This is a genomic window from Pseudomonas entomophila (assembly GCF_018417595.1).
Taxonomy (GTDB): Bacteria; Pseudomonadota; Gammaproteobacteria; order Pseudomonadales; family Pseudomonadaceae; genus Aquipseudomonas; species Aquipseudomonas entomophila_C.
Genome location: NZ_CP070982.1, coordinates 2,181,806 through 2,200,545 on the forward strand (window position 1 = coordinate 2,181,806; position 18,740 = coordinate 2,200,545).

At 65.6% G+C, this 18,740-nt stretch carries 15 protein-coding genes and 1 riboswitch; of the genes, 6 read left to right on the forward strand and 9 right to left on the reverse strand.

What is annotated here, in order from left to right:
* The first annotated feature begins 44 nt into the window (after positions 1 to 44).
* The 4 genes from JYG34_RS09760 to JYG34_RS09775 all read left to right on the forward strand — a co-directional run bounded on the left by JYG34_RS09760 (position 45) and on the right by JYG34_RS09775 (position 4,389).
* Complete coding sequence (locus JYG34_RS09760; protein ID WP_213660486.1) at positions 45 to 674, forward strand: LysE family translocator; 630 nt, start codon at positions 45 to 47, stop codon at positions 672 to 674.
* 17 nt (positions 675 to 691) lie between these two features.
* Positions 692 to 1,564, forward strand: a complete 873-nt coding sequence (locus JYG34_RS09765; RefSeq protein ID WP_213660487.1) for an alpha/beta fold hydrolase — start codon at positions 692 to 694, stop codon at positions 1,562 to 1,564.
* A 190-nt stretch (positions 1,565 to 1,754) separates the two neighbouring features.
* Entirely contained in the window at positions 1,755 to 2,891 is a 1,137-nt protein-coding gene (locus JYG34_RS09770; RefSeq protein ID WP_213660488.1) for an HlyD family secretion protein, read from the forward strand.
* Positions 2,881 to 4,389 (forward strand): MDR family MFS transporter, encoded by a 1,509-nt coding sequence (locus tag JYG34_RS09775; protein WP_213660489.1) that lies wholly within the window; start codon positions 2,881 to 2,883, stop codon positions 4,387 to 4,389. The genes JYG34_RS09770 and JYG34_RS09775 overlap by 11 nt, the downstream gene beginning before the upstream one ends.
* A 38-nt stretch (positions 4,390 to 4,427) precedes the next feature.
* On the opposite strand, the gene JYG34_RS26505 is transcribed toward JYG34_RS09775, so the two are convergent.
* The 9 genes from JYG34_RS26505 to JYG34_RS09820 all read right to left on the reverse strand — a co-directional run bounded on the left by JYG34_RS26505 (position 4,428) and on the right by JYG34_RS09820 (position 15,217).
* On the reverse strand, positions 4,428 to 4,652 hold the full coding sequence (locus tag JYG34_RS26505) for a helix-turn-helix domain-containing protein (RefSeq protein ID WP_213660490.1): 225 nt from the start codon (positions 4,650 to 4,652) through the stop codon (positions 4,428 to 4,430).
* Between the two features lie 102 nt (positions 4,653 to 4,754).
* Positions 4,755 to 5,672 (reverse strand): pyridoxal-phosphate dependent enzyme, encoded by a 918-nt coding sequence (locus JYG34_RS09785; protein ID WP_213660491.1) that lies wholly within the window; start codon positions 5,670 to 5,672, stop codon positions 4,755 to 4,757.
* Between the two features lie 16 nt (positions 5,673 to 5,688).
* Complete coding sequence (locus tag JYG34_RS09790) at positions 5,689 to 6,381, reverse strand: helix-turn-helix transcriptional regulator (RefSeq protein ID WP_213660492.1); 693 nt, start codon at positions 6,379 to 6,381, stop codon at positions 5,689 to 5,691.
* A 116-nt stretch (positions 6,382 to 6,497) separates the two neighbouring features.
* Positions 6,498 to 8,201, reverse strand: a complete 1,704-nt coding sequence (locus JYG34_RS09795) for an amidase (RefSeq protein ID WP_213660493.1) — start codon at positions 8,199 to 8,201, stop codon at positions 6,498 to 6,500.
* 275 nt (positions 8,202 to 8,476) lie between these two features.
* Complete coding sequence (yghU, locus tag JYG34_RS09800) at positions 8,477 to 9,316, reverse strand: glutathione-dependent disulfide-bond oxidoreductase (RefSeq protein WP_213660494.1); 840 nt, start codon at positions 9,314 to 9,316, stop codon at positions 8,477 to 8,479.
* Positions 9,317 to 9,375: 59 nt separating this feature from the next.
* Positions 9,376 to 10,200 carry a DUF6216 family protein gene (locus JYG34_RS09805; protein WP_213660495.1) on the reverse strand — a complete coding sequence of 275 codons (825 nt, stop codon included), beginning with the start codon at positions 10,198 to 10,200 and terminating at the stop codon, positions 9,376 to 9,378.
* A 52-nt stretch (positions 10,201 to 10,252) separates the two neighbouring features.
* Entirely contained in the window at positions 10,253 to 11,146 is an 894-nt protein-coding gene (locus tag JYG34_RS09810) for a hypothetical protein (RefSeq protein ID WP_213660496.1), read from the reverse strand.
* A gap of 180 nt (positions 11,147 to 11,326) precedes the next feature.
* Positions 11,327 to 13,453 (reverse strand): TonB-dependent receptor, encoded by a 2,127-nt coding sequence (locus JYG34_RS09815; protein ID WP_213660497.1) that lies wholly within the window; start codon positions 13,451 to 13,453, stop codon positions 11,327 to 11,329.
* Positions 13,454 to 13,562: 109 nt separating this feature from the next.
* A riboswitch (cobalamin riboswitch) is annotated at positions 13,563 to 13,767 on the reverse strand.
* Positions 13,768 to 13,843: 76 nt separating this feature from the next.
* On the reverse strand, positions 13,844 to 15,217 hold the full coding sequence (locus JYG34_RS09820) for an MFS transporter (RefSeq protein WP_213660498.1): 1,374 nt from the start codon (positions 15,215 to 15,217) through the stop codon (positions 13,844 to 13,846).
* A gap of 536 nt (positions 15,218 to 15,753) precedes the next feature.
* On the opposite strand from JYG34_RS09820, the gene quiC reads away from it, so the two are divergent.
* Together quiC and JYG34_RS09830 are read left to right on the forward strand one after the other, a co-directional pair.
* Positions 15,754 to 17,661, forward strand: coding sequence for a 3-dehydroshikimate dehydratase QuiC (gene quiC, locus JYG34_RS09825; RefSeq protein WP_213660499.1), 1,908 nt, complete (start codon positions 15,754 to 15,756; stop codon positions 17,659 to 17,661).
* 223 nt (positions 17,662 to 17,884) lie between these two features.
* Positions 17,885 to 18,547: a TetR/AcrR family transcriptional regulator gene (locus JYG34_RS09830; RefSeq protein ID WP_213660500.1), complete on the forward strand. Its 663-nt coding sequence runs from the start codon at positions 17,885 to 17,887 to the stop codon at positions 18,545 to 18,547.
* Positions 18,548 to 18,740 lie beyond the last annotated feature (193 nt).

The following is an 18,740-nucleotide window of genomic DNA, read 5'->3' on the forward strand; positions in this document are numbered from 1 at the left end:
GCCGGGCTCCGTTAGTGTGACCACACGATAACCAGAAAACGGAAATGCCCGCCATGCTTGCCTCTCTCGACCTGCTCAGCGCTTTCGTGCTGTTCGCCTTCGTCTCCTCCATCACCCCCGGCCCGAACAACACCATGTTGCTGGCCTCGGGGGTGAATTTCGGGGTGCGTCGCACCATCCCTCATGCCTTGGGGATCAGCGTCGGGTTCATGGTGCTGGTGCTGGCGGTGGGCCTGGGGCTGGGCGAGGTGTTCAAGGCCTGGCCGCCGCTGTACAGCATCCTGCGCTATGCGGGCGCCGCGTACCTGTTGTACCTGGCCTGGAAGATCGCCACCTCCGGGCCGATGTCCGGTGATACGGCCAGTGGCCGCAAACCGCTGGGCTTCTGGGGCGCGGCGGCGTTCCAGTGGGTCAACCCCAAGGCCTGGGTGATGGCGGTGGGGGCGATCACCACCTACACACCGGCCCAGGGCTATGTGTACAACGTCATCGTCATCGCTGCGGTGTTCGCCCTGGTGAACCTGCCCAGCGTGGGGATCTGGGTGATGTTCGGCAGCGCGCTGCGCAACCTGTTGCGCAACCCGCGCGCGGTGGTGCTGTTCAATGTCCTGATGGCCGTGCTGCTGGTGATTTCACTGTATCCGCTGCTGTTTGTAGAATCGGCGTTTTCCTGAAGCAATGAGTGCAGTCGATGGAGTTGATTCCCTGGTCCCATGAATGCGCCGAAGGCTTCACCTTGCGCGGCTGGCGCACACCACCGAGTGGCCGGCCGCTGTTGCACTTCCTGCATGGCAATGGTTTTTGCAGCCTGGCCTACCAGCCGCTGTTGCTGCGCCTGGGCGAGCATTTCGACCTGTGGCTGAGTGATGTCCAGGGCCATGGCGACAGCGACCATGGTGGGGTGTTCCGCGGCTGGAACCGCACCGCGGCGCTGGCGGTGGAGGCGTTCGCAACCGAGCGTGGCGAGTATGGCGAGGTGCCGCGGTATGCCGTGGGGCACAGCTTCGGTGGGGTGCTCACCGGGCTGATCCTGGCGGCCGAGCCTGGGCTGTTCCAGCGTGCGGTGTTGCTCGACCCGGTGCTGTTCAGCCGCGGCATGATCGGCATGATGGGGGCGGCGGCGATGGTCGGCCTGCACCGTCGCCACACCCTGGCGCGCAAGGCCGCGACCCGGCGCAGCCACTGGCCGGACCGCGAAGCGGCGCTGGCGTCGTTGCAGGGGCGGGGGATCTTCAAGGGCTGGAACGATGCGGCCTTGCAGGCCTATGTGGAGCATGCCATCGGCGATTGCGGCGAAGGCGTGGTGCTCAAGTGCCGGCCCAGCCGCGAAGTGGAGATCTTCAGTTCGTTCCCCGAGCGCATGTGGCAGAGCCTGACACGTATCCAGACCCCGACACGGATTCTCTACGGTGAACACACCTATCCCTTCGTGCCGCATTCGGTGCGGCGGTTGGCCGGGCTCAATGCCCAAGTGACCGCGCAGCAGGTGGCGGGCGGGCATTGCTTCATGCAGGAGGATCCGGCCGCCGCAGCAGAGCAGATAGTGGCGTTCCTGCAAGCCTGATCCCAAGTCCGGCGCCGCACCTGTAGGAGCCGGCTTTGCCGGCGAAGGGGCCAGTACAGTCAGCCCCCATGGATCAGATAATGAATTGTGCAGGCTGCTGTCCTTTTCGCGACGATTGCCTGCCGATTCGCGTGCGAACGACAGGCGCAGATTCCTTACGCTGACGCTCCCCCAATGGAAGGAGCCCAGCATGAACCAGGCGGTCAGCCCAGACCCACAGCCTACCCTCGAACAATCCTTTGCCCAGCGTCGTCAGCGTTGGCTGCGTTTCGGCCTGGCCGGCGCAGTCGGTCTGTCGCTGTTGGCCTACGGCGGCTACTGGTGGCTGGACGGACGTTTCCTGGAGCAGACCGACGACGCCTACGTACGCGCCGACTGGGCGCCGATCAGCGCGCGGGTCAGCGGCTATGTGGCCGAGGTGGCGGTGGCCGACAACGCCACGGTCAAGGCTGGCGACTTGTTGGTGCGCCTGGACCCGCGCGACTTCCACGATCGCCTGCGCAAGGCCGAGGCGCGCCTGGCGGTGAGCGAGGCGGCCGTGCAGGTGCAGCGCATGCGCTTGCGCACCTTCGCCGCCGAACAGGACGAGCAGGACCAGGCCATCGCCCGCGCCGAAGCCGAGCGCGGCGGTAGCCAGGGCGAGGCGCAGCGCGCCGAGGCGGACTGGCAACGTTACCAGCGCCTGGCCGAATGGCAGGCGGCCAGCGTGCAGCGCATGGAGCAGGCCCGTGCCACGCGGATCCAGGCCCACGCCCTGCAACGCGCCGCCGATGCCGAACTGGCCCGCCAGCAGGCGCGCAAGGCGGTGCTGGCCCAACAAGGTCGACAGCTGGAGGCCGAGCTGGTGCAGCGCCAGGCCGACTTCGACCAGGCCCGCGCCGAGGCCGCGCTGGCCCGTAGTGCCCTGGCCGATACCGAGATCCGCGCACCGTTCGATGGCGTGGTGGGGCAGCGCAAGGTGCGCCAGCAGCAATACGTCACGCCGGGCCTGCCGCTGCTGGCGGTGGTGCCGGTGGCGCAGGCTTACGTGGTCGCCAACTTCAAGGAAACCCAGCTGGCCCACCTGCGCCCGGGGCAGCCGGTCACGCTTGAGGTAGACACCTTTGGCCAGCACTGGCGGGGCACGGTCGACAGCCTGTCGCCGGGCTCCGGCGCGGTGTTCGCCTTGCTGCCACCGGACAACGCCACCGGCAACTTCACCAAGATCGTCCAGCGCTTCCCGGTGCGTATCCACCTCGACCCAGCCGCCGACGACGCGCCCGGCTTGCTGCCCGGCATGTCGGTGATCGCCACCGTGGATACCCGGCAGGCACGCGATGAGCGCTGAAGAGAAGGTCAGCGCGCGCGCCTGGGTGGCGGTGATCGGTGGCTTGTTCGGTTGCTTCATGGCGGGCATGAACGTGCACGTCACCAGCGCCGCCTTGCCCGAGATCGAGGGCGCGCTGGGTGCAAGCTTCGAGGAGGGCTCGTGGATTTCCACCGCCTACCTGGTGGCCGAGATCAGCATGATTCCGTTGACCGCCTGGCTGGTGCGGGTGTTTTCGTTGCGCCGGGTGATGCTGGTGGGCTCGGCGATCTTCCTGGTCAGCTCGGTGAGTTGCGCGCTGGCCCCCAGCCTGGAGGCGATGATCGCGTTGCGGGTGATCCAGGGGGCGTCGGGGGCGGTGCTCATCCCGTTGTCGATGCAACTGATCATCACCGAGCTGCCGGCCAGTCGCATCCCGCTGGGGATGGCGCTGTTCAGCCTGGCCAACAGCGTGGCCCAGGCTGCCGGCCCGTCGATTGGCGGCTGGCTGACCGACATGTATTCCTGGCGCTGGATCTTCCTCCTGCAATTGCCGCCCGGCGTGGCGCTGCTGGCGGCGGTGGCCTGGTCGATCAAGGGCCAGGCTGGGGACCGCAGCGCCCTGCGCCAGGCCGACTGGCTGGGTATCGCGGCGATGGCGCTGGGCCTGGGGGCGTTGCAGGTGGTGCTGGAGGAGGGCGGGCGCAAGGACTGGTTCGATTCGCGTTTCATCGTCACGTTCAGCATCGTCGCGGTGCTCGCCCTGGCGTTGTTCATCCAGCGCCAGCTGTGGGGCGCGCGGCCGTTCATCAACCTGCGCCTGCTGGGCAGCTACAACTTTGGTGTCTCCAGCCTGGCCATGGCGGTGTTTGGCGCGGCGACCTTCGGCCTGGTGTTCCTGGTGCCCAACTACCTGTCGCTGGTGCAGGGCTACAGCGCCAGCGAAATCGGCAAGAGCCTGATCGCCTATGGCCTGGTCCAACTGTTGCTGGCGCCCTTGTTGCCGCGGTTGATGCGCTGGCTCAACGCCAAGCTGCTGGTGGCCAGCGGGTTCGCGATCATGGCCCTCGGTTGCTGGCTGGGGTCGCAACTGACGGTGGATTCGGGCAGCAATGTGATCATCCCGTCGACCGTGGTGCGTGGCATCGGCCAGCCGTTGATCATGGTGGCGCTGTCGGTGCTGGCGGTGAAGGGGCTGGACAAGGCGCAGGCGGGCTCCGCCTCGGCGTTGATCTCCATGTTGCGCAACCTGGGCGGTGCGCTGGGCACGGCGCTGCTGACACAACTGGTGTCGCAGCGTGAGCGTTTTCATTCGGTGCGGGTGGGGGAGGGGCTGACACCGTTCGATGCCGCGCTGCAGGCGCGCCTGCCGGGGGGGATGGTCGACCCGCAGTCGCCCGAGGTGATGCAGACCCTGGCACTGATCGACCGCAGTGTGCGCGAGCAGGCCTACCTGATGGCCTACTCGGATGCCTTCTACCTGTCGTGCGTGGCGTTGCTGGGGTGTGCGCTGGCGGCGTTGCTGCTGCGTAGTCGCTAATCCCCTGAATTCAGGCTGGCGGTATTTTCGATGTGTATTTATTGATATAGCGATGGTGGGTGTCGGTCGGGTTGCAGGCCACGCAGCAGCATGGCGGTCAGCGAGCGTGTGCTGGGTGCGGAAGTATAGAACACGTTGGCCCGGGGCAGGCCGGCGCGGGTGGCGATGTCGTCGACGCGGGAGGCATTGAAACCGTGGAGGGCGAACTCTTCGCTGGCGGCGTCGAGGATCAGTTGCAGGTTGCGGTCGCGGATACTGGGCATGGCAGGGACTTCTGAATCGCTATATTTAAAAGTCTATAGCGATACACTGTGGCCCTGCATCCCTCGAATTCAAGCCGGGCCTTCTACCCGGCTCGAACGCGTTCAGCTCGCCTGGTCGAGCCAGGTGTGGATCTGCTCCAGGGTGGCCGTGGCACCGCCGCAGACGATGACCAGCACATTGCCTTGCGCAGGCAGCGCCTCGGGGTGGTTCAGCAGGGCCAGCGCCGCGCCGCACGCAGGCTCGACCAGCAATCGGTGGTCGAACAGGAACCGTTCGCAGGCCTCAAGCGCCTCGCGGTCCGTGACCAGGTGGCTGTGCAGCGGATGATTGCGCGCGCAGGTCAGCGCCTGTTCAGCCACGCGCTTGGCGCCCAACGACGTGGCCACCGAGGTGATGGCTGGCAGCTCCACAGTGTGCCCGGCGGCGATGGCCGCGTGCAGCGAGGCGGCGCCTGCGGTTTCCACGGCGAGCACCGGCACATCGTGCCAGCCGTTGCGTTCAAGGCCTTCGACCACGCCGCTGAGCAAGCCGCCACCGCCGACCGAGAGCACCACCGCGTCAGGCTTGAAACCTGCCGCCGCCACTTCGTCGATCATGCTGGCATGGCCCTGCCACAGCAGTGGGTCGTCGAAGGGGTGGATGAAGGCGTCGCCTGGGCCGATCAGCGTCTGCGCATGGGCGTTGGCTTCCTGCCATGAACCGCCCTGGACCACCACCGTGGCGTCTTCGAGGCGCAGCAGTGCCTTGGCCCGCTCGGTGGTGGTCTCGGGCACCACCACGGTGACCGGCACACCCAGCTTGCGCCCGGCGTAGGCCACCGCCAGCCCGGCGTTGCCACCGGACGAGGAGACGAAATGGCGGGCGCCTCGGGCATGGTGCGTTTCGCAGGCATGGCCGACGCCGCGCAGCTTGAACGAACCGCACGGTTGCAAGGCTTCGAGCTTGAGCCAGACCGGGCGGCCGGCGGCCAGCGACAGTGGGCGGGACTCGATCAACGGGGTGGCGATGTGCAAGGGCATGGGGGGCTCCGTGGCGTCAGTCGCGGGCAGCCGGCGCGTGTTCGCCGCGCAGCTGCTCCAGGTAGTTGTAGATGGTGTAGCGGGTCACACCAAGGGCTTCGGCGGCTTTCTCCACGCCACCCTTGACGATGAACAGGCCGCGCTCCTGCATCACGCGCACGGCCTCGACCTTGGCCTGCTTGTTCATCCGGCCCTGGCCGCTGCGCTGCAGCGAGGCCTGGATGATCTCGGCCATCAGCACGCTCATGTCGGCGGGCTCGCTGGCGGTGGACGGCGCCGGCACGGCACCGAGGGGCTGGAAGTGCTGGAGGAAGGCCATGGCCGCGTCGAGGCCGGTGACGTCGGTGTTCACGCACAGGCTGGCGAAGGGGTGGCCGTGGCGGTCACGGAAGATCGCCGTGGCGCTGCGCAAGGTGCGGCCTTTCAAGGTGGTGGGGTAGTCGGGCAGCACCACCGGTTCGCAGCCCTGCTGGTCGGCGGTGGCCTGCATCAGGGCCTTGAAACCCTGGTCCTGCTCGGGGGCGGCGAGAATCGGGCTACCAACCTGGCGGCCGGAAAGGTGGCCGTTGACGATGGCCACCACGGAGCGTTCCGGGTGGTCGAGGTCATGCAGGAGGATTTCCAGGTTGCGCGGGGCGACACTGCCCAGAGCCTGGAGTGCGGCCTTGAGGACGGTGAGGGTGAGTTGGCGTTCTTGGGAGGGGGTCATGGCATCATGCAAAAAAATCAACACATGGTTGAGATTTGCATGATTTGTTGAATTTTACCAGAGTGTTTTGTGTAGGAGCCAGCCAAAAAGGGGCGCTGAAAGCGCCCCTTTTTGGATCAGCCCAGCTTGGGGGTGCGCGGCGGGATCATGCGCCGCGAGCCGGTCGACTCGAAGGCAGCGGCGAATTTCAACAGATTGTTGTCGCTGTACGCGCGGCCCGCGAAGGTCAGGCCCACCGGCATGCCGATATCGGCCATCACGCCCATGGGCACGGTCACGGTCGGTACGCCCAGGTGACGAATCGCCAGGTTACCGTTGGCCACCCAGATACCGTTGCTCCAGGCGATGTCCGCCGATTCGGGGTTGACGTCGGCGTCGGCCGGGCCCACGTCGGCCACGGTCGGGAACAGCACCGCGTCCAGGCCCTTTTCGTCCATCCAGTCTTCCAGGTCTTGCTTGCGGGTCTGTTCCAGGCCACGCAGGCCATCGGGCACGGTGGCGATCTGGTCCCAGGCCTTGAGCCCGCGCTTGGCCATGTTGACGTACTCGTCCATGCCGGCGGCCAGGTCGTCCTCACGGTTGGGCAGGGTGCCCGGGTCGTGGGGGAAGATCTGCGGCCCGTCGACATCGGCCAGGCGGTTGAGCTTGGGGTCGTCGTTGGCGCGCAGGAAATCGTCGAAGGCCCAGCCGGACAGCTCCCACAGCTCGTCATGCAGGAATTCCTTGCTGACGATACCGCGGTTGTACACGGTTGGTGCGCCGGGGCGATCGCCCTCGCAGTTGGAGACCAGCGGGAAGTCGGTCTCGACCACTTCGGCGCCGGCCGCTTCCAGGGCCTGACGCGCCTGTTGCCACAGGTCGATCACGCTGGCGCGGGTGTGGATGCGCTGGCCGGTCGGGCCGCCAATGCCGGGTTTCTCGGAAGTACCGGCTTCGGCGTCGGCGTTGATATACATGCGTGGCACGCCGAAACGCTTGCCCTTGAGCGAGTCGGCGTTCGCCGCCAAATCCAGGTACGAGGCCGGGCGCACGCTCGAGGCGGCCGGGATCGGCACCCACGGCTGCAAGCGCCACAGGTCGCCGCGTTTGTCGGCGTCGTCGGCCACCACCACGTCCAGAATTTCCAGCAGGTCGGCCATGGTCCGCGCGTAGGGCACGACCACATCCATGGTCGGGGTCAGCGGCCAGTTGCCGCGCACCGAGATCACCCCGCGCGACGGGGTGTAGGCGCACAGGCCATTGTTCGAAGCCGGGCCACGGCCACTGGACCAGGTTTCCTCGGCCAGGCCGAAGGCGCTGTAGCTGGCGGCGGTGGCGGTACCGGCGCCGTTGGAGGAGCCGGAGGCGAACGGCGCGGTCAGGTAGTTGGCGTTGTACGGGCTTTCGGCGCGGCCATAGACGCCGCGCTGCATGCCGCCGTTGGCCATGGGCGGCATGTTGGTCTTGCCCAGGCAGATGGCGCCGCCGGCGCGCAGGCGCTCGACGGTGAAGGCGTCGCGCTGGGCGACCAGGTCCTTGAACGCCGGGCTGCCGGAGGCGGCGGTCAGGCCCTTGACCAGGTAGCTGTCCTTGGCGGTGTAGGGGATGCCGTCCAGCGGGCCGAGGGTCTGGCCGCGGGCGCGACGGGCATCGGAGGCCGCGGCCTCGTTGAGCGCTTCAGGGTTGCGCACCACCACGGCGTTGAGGGCGGTGGCGGTGTCGGCTCCATCGTAGGCGTCGATGCGGGCCAGGTAGGCCTTCACCAGCTCGACCGCAGTGGTGCGGCCGGACTCGAGCGCGTCGCGCAGCTCGGCAATGGAAACCTCGGTTACCTCGATCATGCTGTCACCAGTTGTGCAGGTGGAAATCATGGCGGCGAGTGTAGCAAGAAGGTCTCGTCGGGCGCAGGCATGCAGCGGGGAAATGGATCGTTGCAGCGCGGCATTCTGGCCGTGCTGCACCTTCCTTGTAGGAGCGGCTTCAGCCGCGAAAGGGCCGCAGAGCGGCCCCGGCGATCTTTGCTCAACGCTGAAATCCTGGGGCCGCTGCGCGGTCCTTTCGCGGCTAAAGGCCGCTCCTGCAGGGTCAGGCGTAAATCCCGATCATTGCGCCAGGCTTAGCCCAGGTCTTTTGCCGAGTGGCGCTCCGGCACCTGGCTGGCTTCGTCACCCCAGGTGCGGTTGACCCGGGTGCCGCGCTGCACCGCGGGGCGCTGGGCGATGGCTTCGGCCCAGCGTTGCACATGCGGGTATTCGTGCACGGCCAGGAACTCGGCCGCGCCGTACAGGTTGCCGCGCACCAGCTGGCCATACCACGGCCACACGGCGATGTCGGCGATGCTGTATTCGTCACCGCCCAGGTAGGCGCTTTCGGCCAGGCGGCGGTCGAGCACATCGAGCTGGCGCTTGGCTTCCATGGTGAAGCGGTTGATGGCGTACTCGAACTTTTCCGGCGCATACACGTAGAAATGGCCGAAACCGCCACCCAGGTACGGCGCCGAGCCCATCTGCCAGAACAGCCAGTTGAGCGTCTCTGTGCGCGCAGCCAGCGACGTGGGCAGGAGTGCGCCGAACTTTTCGGCCAGGTAAAGCAGGATAGAGCCGGACTCGAACACCCGTACTGGTGGCTCGACACTGCGGTCGAGCAGGGCGGGGATCTTCGAGTTCGGGTTGACCCCGACGAAGCCGCTGCCGAACTGGTCGCCTTCGCCGATGCGGATCAGCCAGGCGTCGTATTCGGCGCCCGTGTGGCCGAGGGCCAGCAGCTCTTCGAGCAGAATGGTCACCTTCACGCCGTTGGGCGTGGCCAGCGAGTACAACTGCAGCGGGTGCTTGCCCACGGGCAGGTCCTTGTCGTGGGTCGGGCCGGCCACCGGGCGGTTGATGCTGGCGAACTGGCCGCCGGACGGGGCCTCGTGGGTCCAGACCTTGGGCGGCTGGTAAGGGTGCTTGCTCATGTTCAGACTCCTTGAAGGTTCGGGCCGATAGGGTTCAGACCGGCGGGCGACAGGGCTGTTCAGCCGTTGGCGTTCGCCTGGCAGGTGCAGGGAGTGGGCGGGTTGAGTTTGCGATAGAGCTTGTCGGCCAGCTGGGCGGTCGCCAGCCGCTGGCAGATCACGCAGATACCCAGTATCAGCAGCAGGCTCACGCTCCCTCCGAAGATGCGCTGGCTCCGGGTCAGGCGTTGCAGGTGTTCCTGCGGTGGATCGGTGAGGATTTCGCAGATGACCTGGTTGTCCTCGGGGGCGAGTACCGGTGGGCCGGATTTGCAGTGCTCCGCGGTGAGTTGCCAGCTGTTTCCAAGCAGAGGCTCAGCCGTCTGGCCGTTGGTCCAGAAGTTGGTTCCGGACTTCTTGACCGCCAACAGTGCCTTGTCCTGGCCGAACAGGTAGGAGGCAGGCATGAGCACGATCATGACCAGCACGAGTACGGCCACGGCCGAGCGCTTGCGCGAGGCGAGGCCCGGGTCTTTCATTCGCGTGGTTTCCGGGTCGAAGAAGTACCTGGTGCGGGTCAGGTCGTTCAGGGCGATGTCGTGTTGCTCGATCAGCGCCAGCGCCCGGTTCGCGGCGCGGGTGTTGGGGAAGCGGATGCGCGTGAGAAAGCGCATGCCTTCGACGTCACGCAGGGCTTTCCAATGCTCGTTCAGCTGGTCATCGTTGAAGCGCTTGCTGCCGGCGATCAACCACCAGATCCGCTGCAGCAGGAAGTGCGCGGAACCGGCCCTGAGCCAGGCCAGGAACATCAGCAGTACCACGCCGAGGACATAAAGCAGAGGTTGCGCTTCCTTGAGTGGCGCGATGATGTCATTCATCAGTGACAGGTCAGTGGAGGCTGACATGGTGTTTCCTTAGCTGTGCGGCGGTTTTGAAATCGTGTGCTGAAGCGGGCATCTAGCCGCGAGAACCTGGGGTGTGTTCAGAGGTGCTCGGCTTCCTTTTTTTCGTGGGTTCCACCTTCGCGTTTTTCTTCTCTTGGGCAATGTGGGCCTTAAGCTTTTCTACCGTGGCGTTCAAGCTTTCCTTGAGCTGGGAAAACTCGTCAGGTAAGGCTTTCACCTGGAAATGCTCGGCCAGCAGAACAAGTTGCGAGAGGTCGGCAATCGGCCAGATCAGCCCATTGGGAGTCGCGATGATGGCCTTCATCGGATGCCGGGCGCTTTCTCCGGAATGTGTCTCGCACAGCGCCTTGAGGTAGGCAGCCATTTCGTAAATCGACAGTCCCCGACTTGAGTCCCAAAGCACCTGATCGGCATTCGCAGGCGTAATCAACTCTAGATCGAATTGTTTACCGTGAAGAGCATCAAGGTAGGGCTGGGTCTTTAGACGGGACTTGTGGACAGGCAAAAAGCCTTGCTTCGCAGGAGGTGTGCCATTGGGAAAATCGGGGTAGACAACGAAGTGTCCCCTCCGTGACAACGCCGTGAAGACGTGGTCGCGGGTGGGAACGACGGACTTCATCAACAGGTACATGAACTTGTCTTCTTCATCGCTCAATTTGGCTTCGCTGGCCTTGAATTCCAGCAGGAAGAAGCGCTCATTGATGGCCGTCAGCGTGTCAGCGCTGGCGGTTTCTGCACGACCATCGAGCTTTGCGAGCAGTGGCGGAGGGGTACCTGTGCGAGCCAGCAGCGCTGCCAGATTTGTTGTGAGCCCCAAGGCTTCTTGCCCACATTCGGCGAGAAACCTCTCGATGTGGAGGTTTTGCAGTTTCATCCATTGCATGTCGCGAAATGCCAGGATGAGTGTGTCCTCCCACGGTGTCTTTTCGTTGCTGTCACTGCTCAATCCACTTACTCCCTGCAATCTTGCACCGTCTGATCTGGGGTCATATACGACACCATTGGCGAGGCGAGGGCAATGCCAAAATGCCGGCAATCAGCAGGATAGACGCGTGCGCCCGTGCTGAACCCCAGCATTTCGAGAGTCTGTTGGCCGGGCACCCACAGGAAGGCCCCGGCCGCTTGATCAGAAGCTGTAGTCGACCGTGGCGAAGTACGAACGCGGCGCGCCCAGCAGCCATTGTTCGCCGCTGTGGGCCGAAACCACATAGTCGCGGTTGAACAGGTTGTTCACTTGCAGGCCGAGGCGCACGTCCGGCAGCACCTGCCAGCCGAGGTTCGCATCCACCACGGTATAGCCCGGCGCGGACTGTTCATTGTCGACGCTGGCATAGCGTTCATCGACATAACGCAGGCCCATGCCGGCATCCACCGCCTGGCCGAAACCCTTGCTCAGCCACAGGTTGGCGGTGCGCCGCGGCACGTTGGCGGGGCGGTTGCCGGCACGGTCCATCACCCCTTGCGCGGTGTTTTGCAGGTACTCGTCGTACTTGGCCCGCACCAGCGCGGCGTTGGCCGACAGCTGCCACTGGTTGCCCAGCGCCAGTTCCAGCGAGGCTTCCAGGCCGTCGGAAGTTTGCTGCCCGGCCTGCTGCTGGGTCTTGCTGGCCGGGTCGTAGACCAACAGCTTCTTCTTGACGATATGGTAGGCCGCCAGGGTCCATTCGCCTTGGCCTTCCCAGAAGCGTTGCTTGACGCCGAGTTCGGTCTGTTTCGCCTCGGTGAGGTCGAAGTCCATCTGCTTCTGGCTGAGGCTGATCAGGTTGCCGACGCCGTCCTCACTGGTGGAGTACTGCCCATAGACCGACAGGTCGTCGCTGAGCGCATAGACCAGCCCGGCGCGCCAGTTGCCGCCACGCAGGCTGACGTCGCTGCGCGAACCATCGACCAGGTTGTCGCGGTCGATGTGGTTCTGGTCGCGGCGCACGCCGGTGACCAGCGACAGGCGCTCGGTCAGCTGGGTGCGGTTTTCCGCGAACAGCGCGACGGTGTGGGTGCTGGACAGGGTCTGCGGGCGCAGCGGCGAGGCGCTGTGGAACCCGCCCGGTGCCGGGTTCCACGGGTCGACCAGGTCGACGCCGTCGTCGATGTAGGGCGAATTGCTGTCGACGTTGAAGCGGATCTTGTTGTACTCGACACCCACCACGGTCTTGCTGGCCAGGCCGAACAGCCCGTGGTCGAAGGTGAAGCTCTGGCGGTCGCCGAACTGCTCCTGGTTGTGCTTGATCTCCAGGTAGCTGCCCCGTTGCAGCAGGCCTTCATCGGCATTCCAGGTGTAGTCCTCGGCGTTGCGCCAGTGGCGGCGGCTCTTGATGTAGTACAGCTGGTTGCTGGCCGAGACCGTGTCGCTGAGGGTCCAGTCGGTGGTCAGGCGCGTCCACTCGTCGTGGTAGCGCTGCACATCGTTGCGCACGTTGTAGTTCTTCTTGCGCAGGCTGTCGCGGTAGTGGCCGTCGATCAGCGGCGTGCCGTAGTAGTTGGCAGGCTCGGCGTCGCCCCGTTCGTGGGCGAGGGTGAAACTCAGGTCATCGCTGGCATCGAAGCGCAGGGCGGCGCTGAGCGACAGGTTGCGCGAGTCGGTGCGGTCGACCCAGCCGTTGCCTTCCTGCTTGTTCAGGGTGACCCGGTAGCTCAGGCGTTCGCTCAGGCTGCCGCCGCTGTCCAGGCCCAGTTGCTGGCGGTCCCAGGAGCCGTAGCCCAGGCGCAGGTGGTTGTGGATTTCGCCGGCGAAGGGTTTTTTCGGGATCACGTTGACCGCCGCGCCGGTGGCGCCTTCGCCGTACAGCACCGACGCCGGGCCGCGCAGCACATCGATGCGCTCGACCATCCACGGGTCGACCGGGAAGGTGAGGGTGCCGGCGCCGGTGTACAGCCGCGCGCCGTCGAACAGTGTCATCACCGAGCCCTGGCCGCTGAAGCCGCGTGCCGACAGGCCGGTGCCGCCATCGCCCGGGGTGCCGATGAAGGTGATGCCCGGGGAGCGGGTCACGGCGTCCTGCACCGTGAGGTTGTTGCGTTGCAGGATCTGCTCGGCGGTGATGCTGCTGGTGCTGGCCGGGGTTTCCAGGGCGCTGAGGTTCAAGCGTGAACCGGCCTGGGTCGGGGTGGCCAGGTCGATGACCGAAGGTTCGCGGGTCTCGGTGACCGCCGTGGAGGGCAGGGTGAGCGGGGTACGCTCATGGTCGTCGGCCAGGGCCGGGAGCGAGACGGCCAGGCAGGCCGCCAGGGTGTGAAGTTTGTTGAATCGGGACATGTCGTTCCACTGCTGCAGGAAGGAATGGATCCCGGTGGAAAACACGCAAAGGCGAACCGCATGCGCAGGCGCGCACGCGATGACCGGCCTGCGCCCGCCCACCGCGGGTTGCCAAGTAAGGCTTCAGGCCGGTCTCCGGGCTTGCGAGGGTCATGAAGCCTTCACCTTCCCATGCGTGTGCACAGTGGTGTGTCGAAGGGTTCGCTCGCTTACCGTTGCGGGGGCAGCGCCGGACTTGTCGTGACAACGACTCACCGGCTTCCCGTTTCACCCTGCGCGCGGCGGCGCAGGACACCTGAAACTGGCGCGCATCTGACCATCGAACGAGGGGGGAGTCAATCATCCGGAGGGGCAGACCTGTCAGTGTGCGACAGGTCTGCCCCGGGGCGTTCAGTGCCCGAACGCTTTCAGGCTGCCCTTGCGGTTGGCTTCATAGGCTTCCTGCGCCATGGGCGTTGCCTGCGGGTTGCCCAGGTCTTCCATGGCCAGCCGGTGGGTCTCCGGCGCCAGGTACGCCGCGAACGCGCACACGCAGGTGATGAAGAACGCCAGCCCGCCCACCACCAGCGGGATGTTGTCCGAGCCCGGTGGCGCCACGGTGGCGAACAGCGCCGGCAGCATGGCGGTGAGCATGGTGCCGACGTTCTGCGCGATGGCCATGGCCGAGACCCGGTAGCGGGTCTGGAACAGCTCGGGGTAGAAGCTTGGGAACACCGCGTTGTAGCCCTGGTAGACCATGCCCCACATGACGATCGAGGCGGCGAAGGCCAGCGGCACGTTCTGAATGCTGATCGCATACAGGTAGACGAACGCCAGCAGGCCCGAGCCCAGGCAGCCGGCGATCATGGTCGGGCGGCGGCCGATCCGGTCGGAGAGGTTGCCGACGAAGGGGATCACCAGCACCGCGACGATATTGCCCACCACCGGGATCCACAGGTACACGCTCTTGTCGAAGCCGACGCCGTAGGCCGGCTGCACCGCGTAGGCCGCGCCGAAGATGGTGGCGACCACCGGGATCACGTTCATCAACGCCATGAACATCACCAGCACCATGTGCTTCCAGCTGTGGCGGAAGGCTTCGCTGATCGGCGACTTGGCCACCTTGGCCTGCTGCTCCTCCTGGACGAAGGCCGGGGTCTCGTGGACCTCCTTGCGGATGATGAAGCCGGCCACCAGCACCAGCGCGCTCATCAGGAACGGAATGCGCCAGCCCCATTCGTTGAAGGCCTCGCTCGGCATGAAGTAGGCCAGCGGCAGGAACACCGCCGCCGCCATCACCTGGCCGGCCTGCACGCCTTGCAGCGTGTAGCTGGCGTAGTAGCCACGGCGGCCGAACGGTGCGTGCTCCATGATCATCGAGCTGGCCCCGGAGATCTCGCCGGCCACGGCGAAGCCCTGGACCAGGCGCAGCAGCACCAGCAGCGCCGGGGCGAGCAGGCCGATGTCGTGGTAGGTGGGCAGCAGGCCCACGGCCATGGTCGACAAGCCCATCAGGAACATGCACAGCAGCAGCACGTTCTTGCGCCCGCGGGTGTCGCCCCAGTGGCCGAGCACGAAGGCGCCCAACGGGCGGGCCAGGTAGCCGACGCCGTAGGTGGCCAGCGAGGCGATGATGGCCATCTTCGGGTCGGTGGAGGGGAAGAAGATCTGCGGAAAGATCAGCGCCGCGGCCTGGGCGTAGATGAAGAAGTCGTAGTACTCGAGGGCAGAGCCGATCCATCCGCTGGCGGTGGCTTTCTTGGCTTGGGAGCTTGAGCGGGCCATGTTGTCTCCGTTGTGCTTGTCGGTGGCCGAAAGGTCAGCGCGCACGGGGCGCGTGAACCGGGGGGCGATAAGGAGAGGACGAACATGGCGGTGCGGATCGCAGGGCGAGGAACGTGAGCATAAGTCGGTACCCGTTTTATTGAACTTATTATGTGGTGACGTTGGGCGGTGCGGCGCAGGCCCCGCCGAATGACCGGCGTGGCAGCGAGAAAGGCCGGCGGGGCCTGCGACTGGTGTTCATGGTTGTTCACGGGGGTGGCTGAATCAATTCGTCGGAACGGGTTTTGTTCGGTAATCGAACAAAAACTAACTGTTCCGTACAAAGTTCATTGCCGGGGTGACTTTACCTGCGAATAATCGGTCGTGCCAGGCCGATCGATGCGTTATCGGCACGAACCCTATCGCCTCTGTAGGCGCGGCTTCAGCCGCGATCACCCGCGAAAGCGGGTGCCGGGCACCGCGTGGCCTGCATCGCGGCTGAAGCCGCTCCTACAGAGGGGCGCAGCCCCAAGACACCTACAACAAGGAACCCCAGCATGCAGCGTTCGATTGCCACCGTGTCCCTCAGCGGCACCCTGCCGGAAAAGCTCGAAGCCATCGCCGCCGCAGGTTTCGACGGCGTCGAGATCTTCGAGAACGACTTGCTGTACTACGCCGGTAGCCCGCGCGAGGTACGTCAGATGTGCGCCGACCTCGGTATCGCCATCACCTTGTTCCAGCCCTTTCGTGATTTCGAAGGCTGCCGCCGCGACCGTTTGCACAAGCAGCTCGACCGCGCCGAGCGCAAGTTCGACCTGATGCAGGAGCTGGGCACCGACCTGGTGCTGGTGTGCAGCAACGTGCAGCCCGACGCCCTGGGCGAAGAGCAGCTGCTGGCGGACGACCTGCGCCTGCTCGCCGAGCATGCCGGTGATCGCGGCCTGCGCATCGGCTACGAGGCCCTGGCCTGGGGGCGCCACGTCAACACCTACCAGCAGGCCTGGAACCTGGTGCGCCAGGCCGACCACCCGGCGCTGGGGTTGATCCTCGACAGCTTCCACACCCTGTCGCTCAAGGGCGACCCCGGGGCCATCCGCGATATCCCTGGTGACAAGATCTTCTTCGTGCAGATGGCCGACGCGCCGATCCTGGCCATGGATGTGCTGGAGTGGAGCCGGCATTTTCGCTGTTTCCCGGGGCAGGGTGAGCTGAACCTGGCCGGCTTCCTCGCACCGATACTCGCCACCGGCTATCGCGGCCCGCTGTCGCTGGAAATCTTCAACGATGGCTTCCGCGCGGCGCCGCCCCGGCAGAATGCCGCGGACGGTTTGCGTTCGCTGTTGTACCTGGAGGAGAAGACCCGTCGCCAGCTCGAGCGCGAAGCGCGGCAGGTTGAGCCCGGCGTGCTGTTCGCGCCGCCCGCGGCCAGCCGCTACGACGGCGTGGAGTTCCTCGAGTTCGCGGTCGACGAGGCGGTGGGCGCGCGGCTCGGGGTGTGGCTCAAGCGCCTGGGCTTCGCCGAGGCAGGCGAGCACCGCAGCAAGGCCGTGCGCCTGCTGCGCCAGGGTGACATCAACATCGTGCTCAACGCCGAACCCTACTCCTTCGCCCACAACTTCTTCGAGGCCCATGGGCCGTCGCTGTGCGCCACTGCCTTGCGGGTGAAGGAGGGCCAGGCGGCCTTGCAGCGCGCCACCGCCTACCGGGGCCAGCCGTTCCGTGGCCTGGTCGGCCCCAACGAGCGGCAGATCCCGGCGGTACGCGCCCCGGATGGCAGCCTGCTGTACCTGGTGGAGCAGGAGGCCCACGGCCAGACCATCTACGACAGCGATTTCCACCTCGCGCCGGGTGCGCAGGGCACAGGTGGCCTGCAACGGATCGACCACATGGCCCTGGCCCTGCCGGCCGAGGCGCTGGACAGCTGGGTGCTGTTCTACAAGAGCCTGTTCGACTTCACCGCCGATGACGAGGTGGTGCTCCCCGACCCCTACGGCCTGGTCAAGAGCCGCGCGCTGCGCAGCCCCTGTGGCACGTTGCGGGTGCCGCTGAACATCTCCGAGAACCGCAACACCGCCATCGCCCATGCGCTGTCCAGCTACCGGGGTTCGGGGGTGCACCATATCGCCTTCGACTGCGACGACATCTTCCTGGAAGTGGTGCGGGCCAAGGAGGCCGGGGTGCCGTTGCTGGAAATCCCGCTGAACTACTACGACGACCTGGCGGCGCGGTTCGAGTTCGACGACGAGTTCCTCAGCGAGCTGGCGTACTACAACGTGCTGTACGACCGCGACGCCCAGGGCGGTGAGCTGTTCCACGTGTACACCGAGCCGTTCGAGGAGCGCTTCTTCTTCGAGATCATCCAGCGCAAGGGCGGCTATGCCGGGTATGGCGCGGCCAATGTCGCGGTGCGCCTGGCGGCGATGGCCAAGCGGCGCAGTGGGGCGGGGCGCAAACCGGTGTTGTAGGGGAAATGAATGTTTGTCTGCAGTGGCCCTTTCGCGGCTGAAGGCCGCTCCTGCAGGTACAGTGCCGAACTCAATACCTGTACTGTCCCTGTGGGAGCGGGTTTACCCGCGAAGGGCCGTCCACGGTCCATGGATCCTGACCACCCGACCAACACCGCGCTTCCCTGCACCGCCCGGCTCACGGATAATCCCCCGGATTCCTCTAACGAGCCTGTGAGTCGGTATGCGTGATTCGGTAGCCAAGCCTGAAGTCGAAGGGGCGCGCAAGACGCGCAAGAACAACCCGGAGAAGACCCGCGAGAACATCCTCCAGGCCGCCATCACCGAGTTCGTCCAGCAGGGCCTGGCCGGTGCCCGGGTCGACGCCATCGCCGAGCGCACCGCCACCTCCAAGCGCATGATCTACTACTACTTCGGCAGCAAGGAGCAGCTGTACGTCGAGTGCCTGGTCAAGCTCTACGGCGACATCCGCAAGACCGAACAGCGCCTGGACCTCGAGTCGCTGCCCGCCGAACAGGCGATCCGCCGCCTGGTGGAGTTTACCTTCGACCACCACGACCACAACGTCGATTTCGTGCGCATCGTCTGTACCGAGAACATCCACTACGGCGAGTACGTCAAGCAGTCGCCGGTGATCCGCGAGATGAGCAGCCTGGTGCTGGAGTCGCTTGGTCGCACCCTGCAACGCGGCGTGGAGGAGGGCGTGTTCCGCCCGGGCATCGAGGTGATCGACCTGCACATGCTGATGAGTTCGTTCTGCTTCTACCGGGTGTCCAACCGCCACACCTTCGGCGACATCTTCCAGATCGACCTGGCCGACGAGCAGATCAAGCTGCGCCACAAGCAGATGATCGGTGACGCGGTGATGCGCTACATCAAGGCCTGACCAGGCGGCACTGCAGCATTAGCGAGGCTCATGCTTGTCGCCAATGCGGCCCGTTTTACATTTTCATGACCACTGCCCAGAATCCCTCTCGCAAAGCGTTATAAGCATATTCCCTCGTATCAGGAAGATGCTTCGCATCAAGGACGATGCACTCTTCACCCAGGTCTTCGGCCGCCAGCCTACGCGATAGCCT

Bases quoted from the DNA above. Each gene is read 5' to 3' on its own strand.
- JYG34_RS09760 (WP_213660486.1), top strand. From the start codon at position 45: ATGCCCGCCATGCTTGCCTCTCTCGACCTGCTCAGCGCTTTCGTGCTG.
- JYG34_RS09765 (WP_213660487.1), top strand. From the start codon at position 692: ATGGAGTTGATTCCCTGGTCCCATGAATGCGCCGAAGGCTTCACCTTG.
- JYG34_RS09770 (WP_213660488.1), top strand. From the start codon at position 1,755: ATGAACCAGGCGGTCAGCCCAGACCCACAGCCTACCCTCGAACAATCC.
- JYG34_RS09775 (WP_213660489.1), top strand. From the start codon at position 2,881: ATGAGCGCTGAAGAGAAGGTCAGCGCGCGCGCCTGGGTGGCGGTGATC.
- JYG34_RS26505 (WP_213660490.1), bottom strand. From the start codon at position 4,652: ATGCCCAGTATCCGCGACCGCAACCTGCAACTGATCCTCGACGCCGCC.
- JYG34_RS09785 (WP_213660491.1), bottom strand. From the start codon at position 5,672: ATGCCCTTGCACATCGCCACCCCGTTGATCGAGTCCCGCCCACTGTCG.
- JYG34_RS09790 (WP_213660492.1), bottom strand. From the start codon at position 6,381: ATGACCCCCTCCCAAGAACGCCAACTCACCCTCACCGTCCTCAAGGCC.
- JYG34_RS09795 (WP_213660493.1), bottom strand. From the start codon at position 8,201: ATGATCGAGGTAACCGAGGTTTCCATTGCCGAGCTGCGCGACGCGCTC.
- yghU (WP_213660494.1), bottom strand. From the start codon at position 9,316: ATGAGCAAGCACCCTTACCAGCCGCCCAAGGTCTGGACCCACGAGGCC.
- JYG34_RS09805 (WP_213660495.1), bottom strand. From the start codon at position 10,200: ATGTCAGCCTCCACTGACCTGTCACTGATGAATGACATCATCGCGCCA.
- JYG34_RS09815 (WP_213660497.1), bottom strand. From the start codon at position 13,453: ATGTCCCGATTCAACAAACTTCACACCCTGGCGGCCTGCCTGGCCGTC.
- JYG34_RS09820 (WP_213660498.1), bottom strand. From the start codon at position 15,217: ATGGCCCGCTCAAGCTCCCAAGCCAAGAAAGCCACCGCCAGCGGATGG.
- quiC (WP_213660499.1), top strand. From the start codon at position 15,754: ATGCAGCGTTCGATTGCCACCGTGTCCCTCAGCGGCACCCTGCCGGAA.
- JYG34_RS09830 (WP_213660500.1), top strand. From the start codon at position 17,885: ATGCGTGATTCGGTAGCCAAGCCTGAAGTCGAAGGGGCGCGCAAGACG.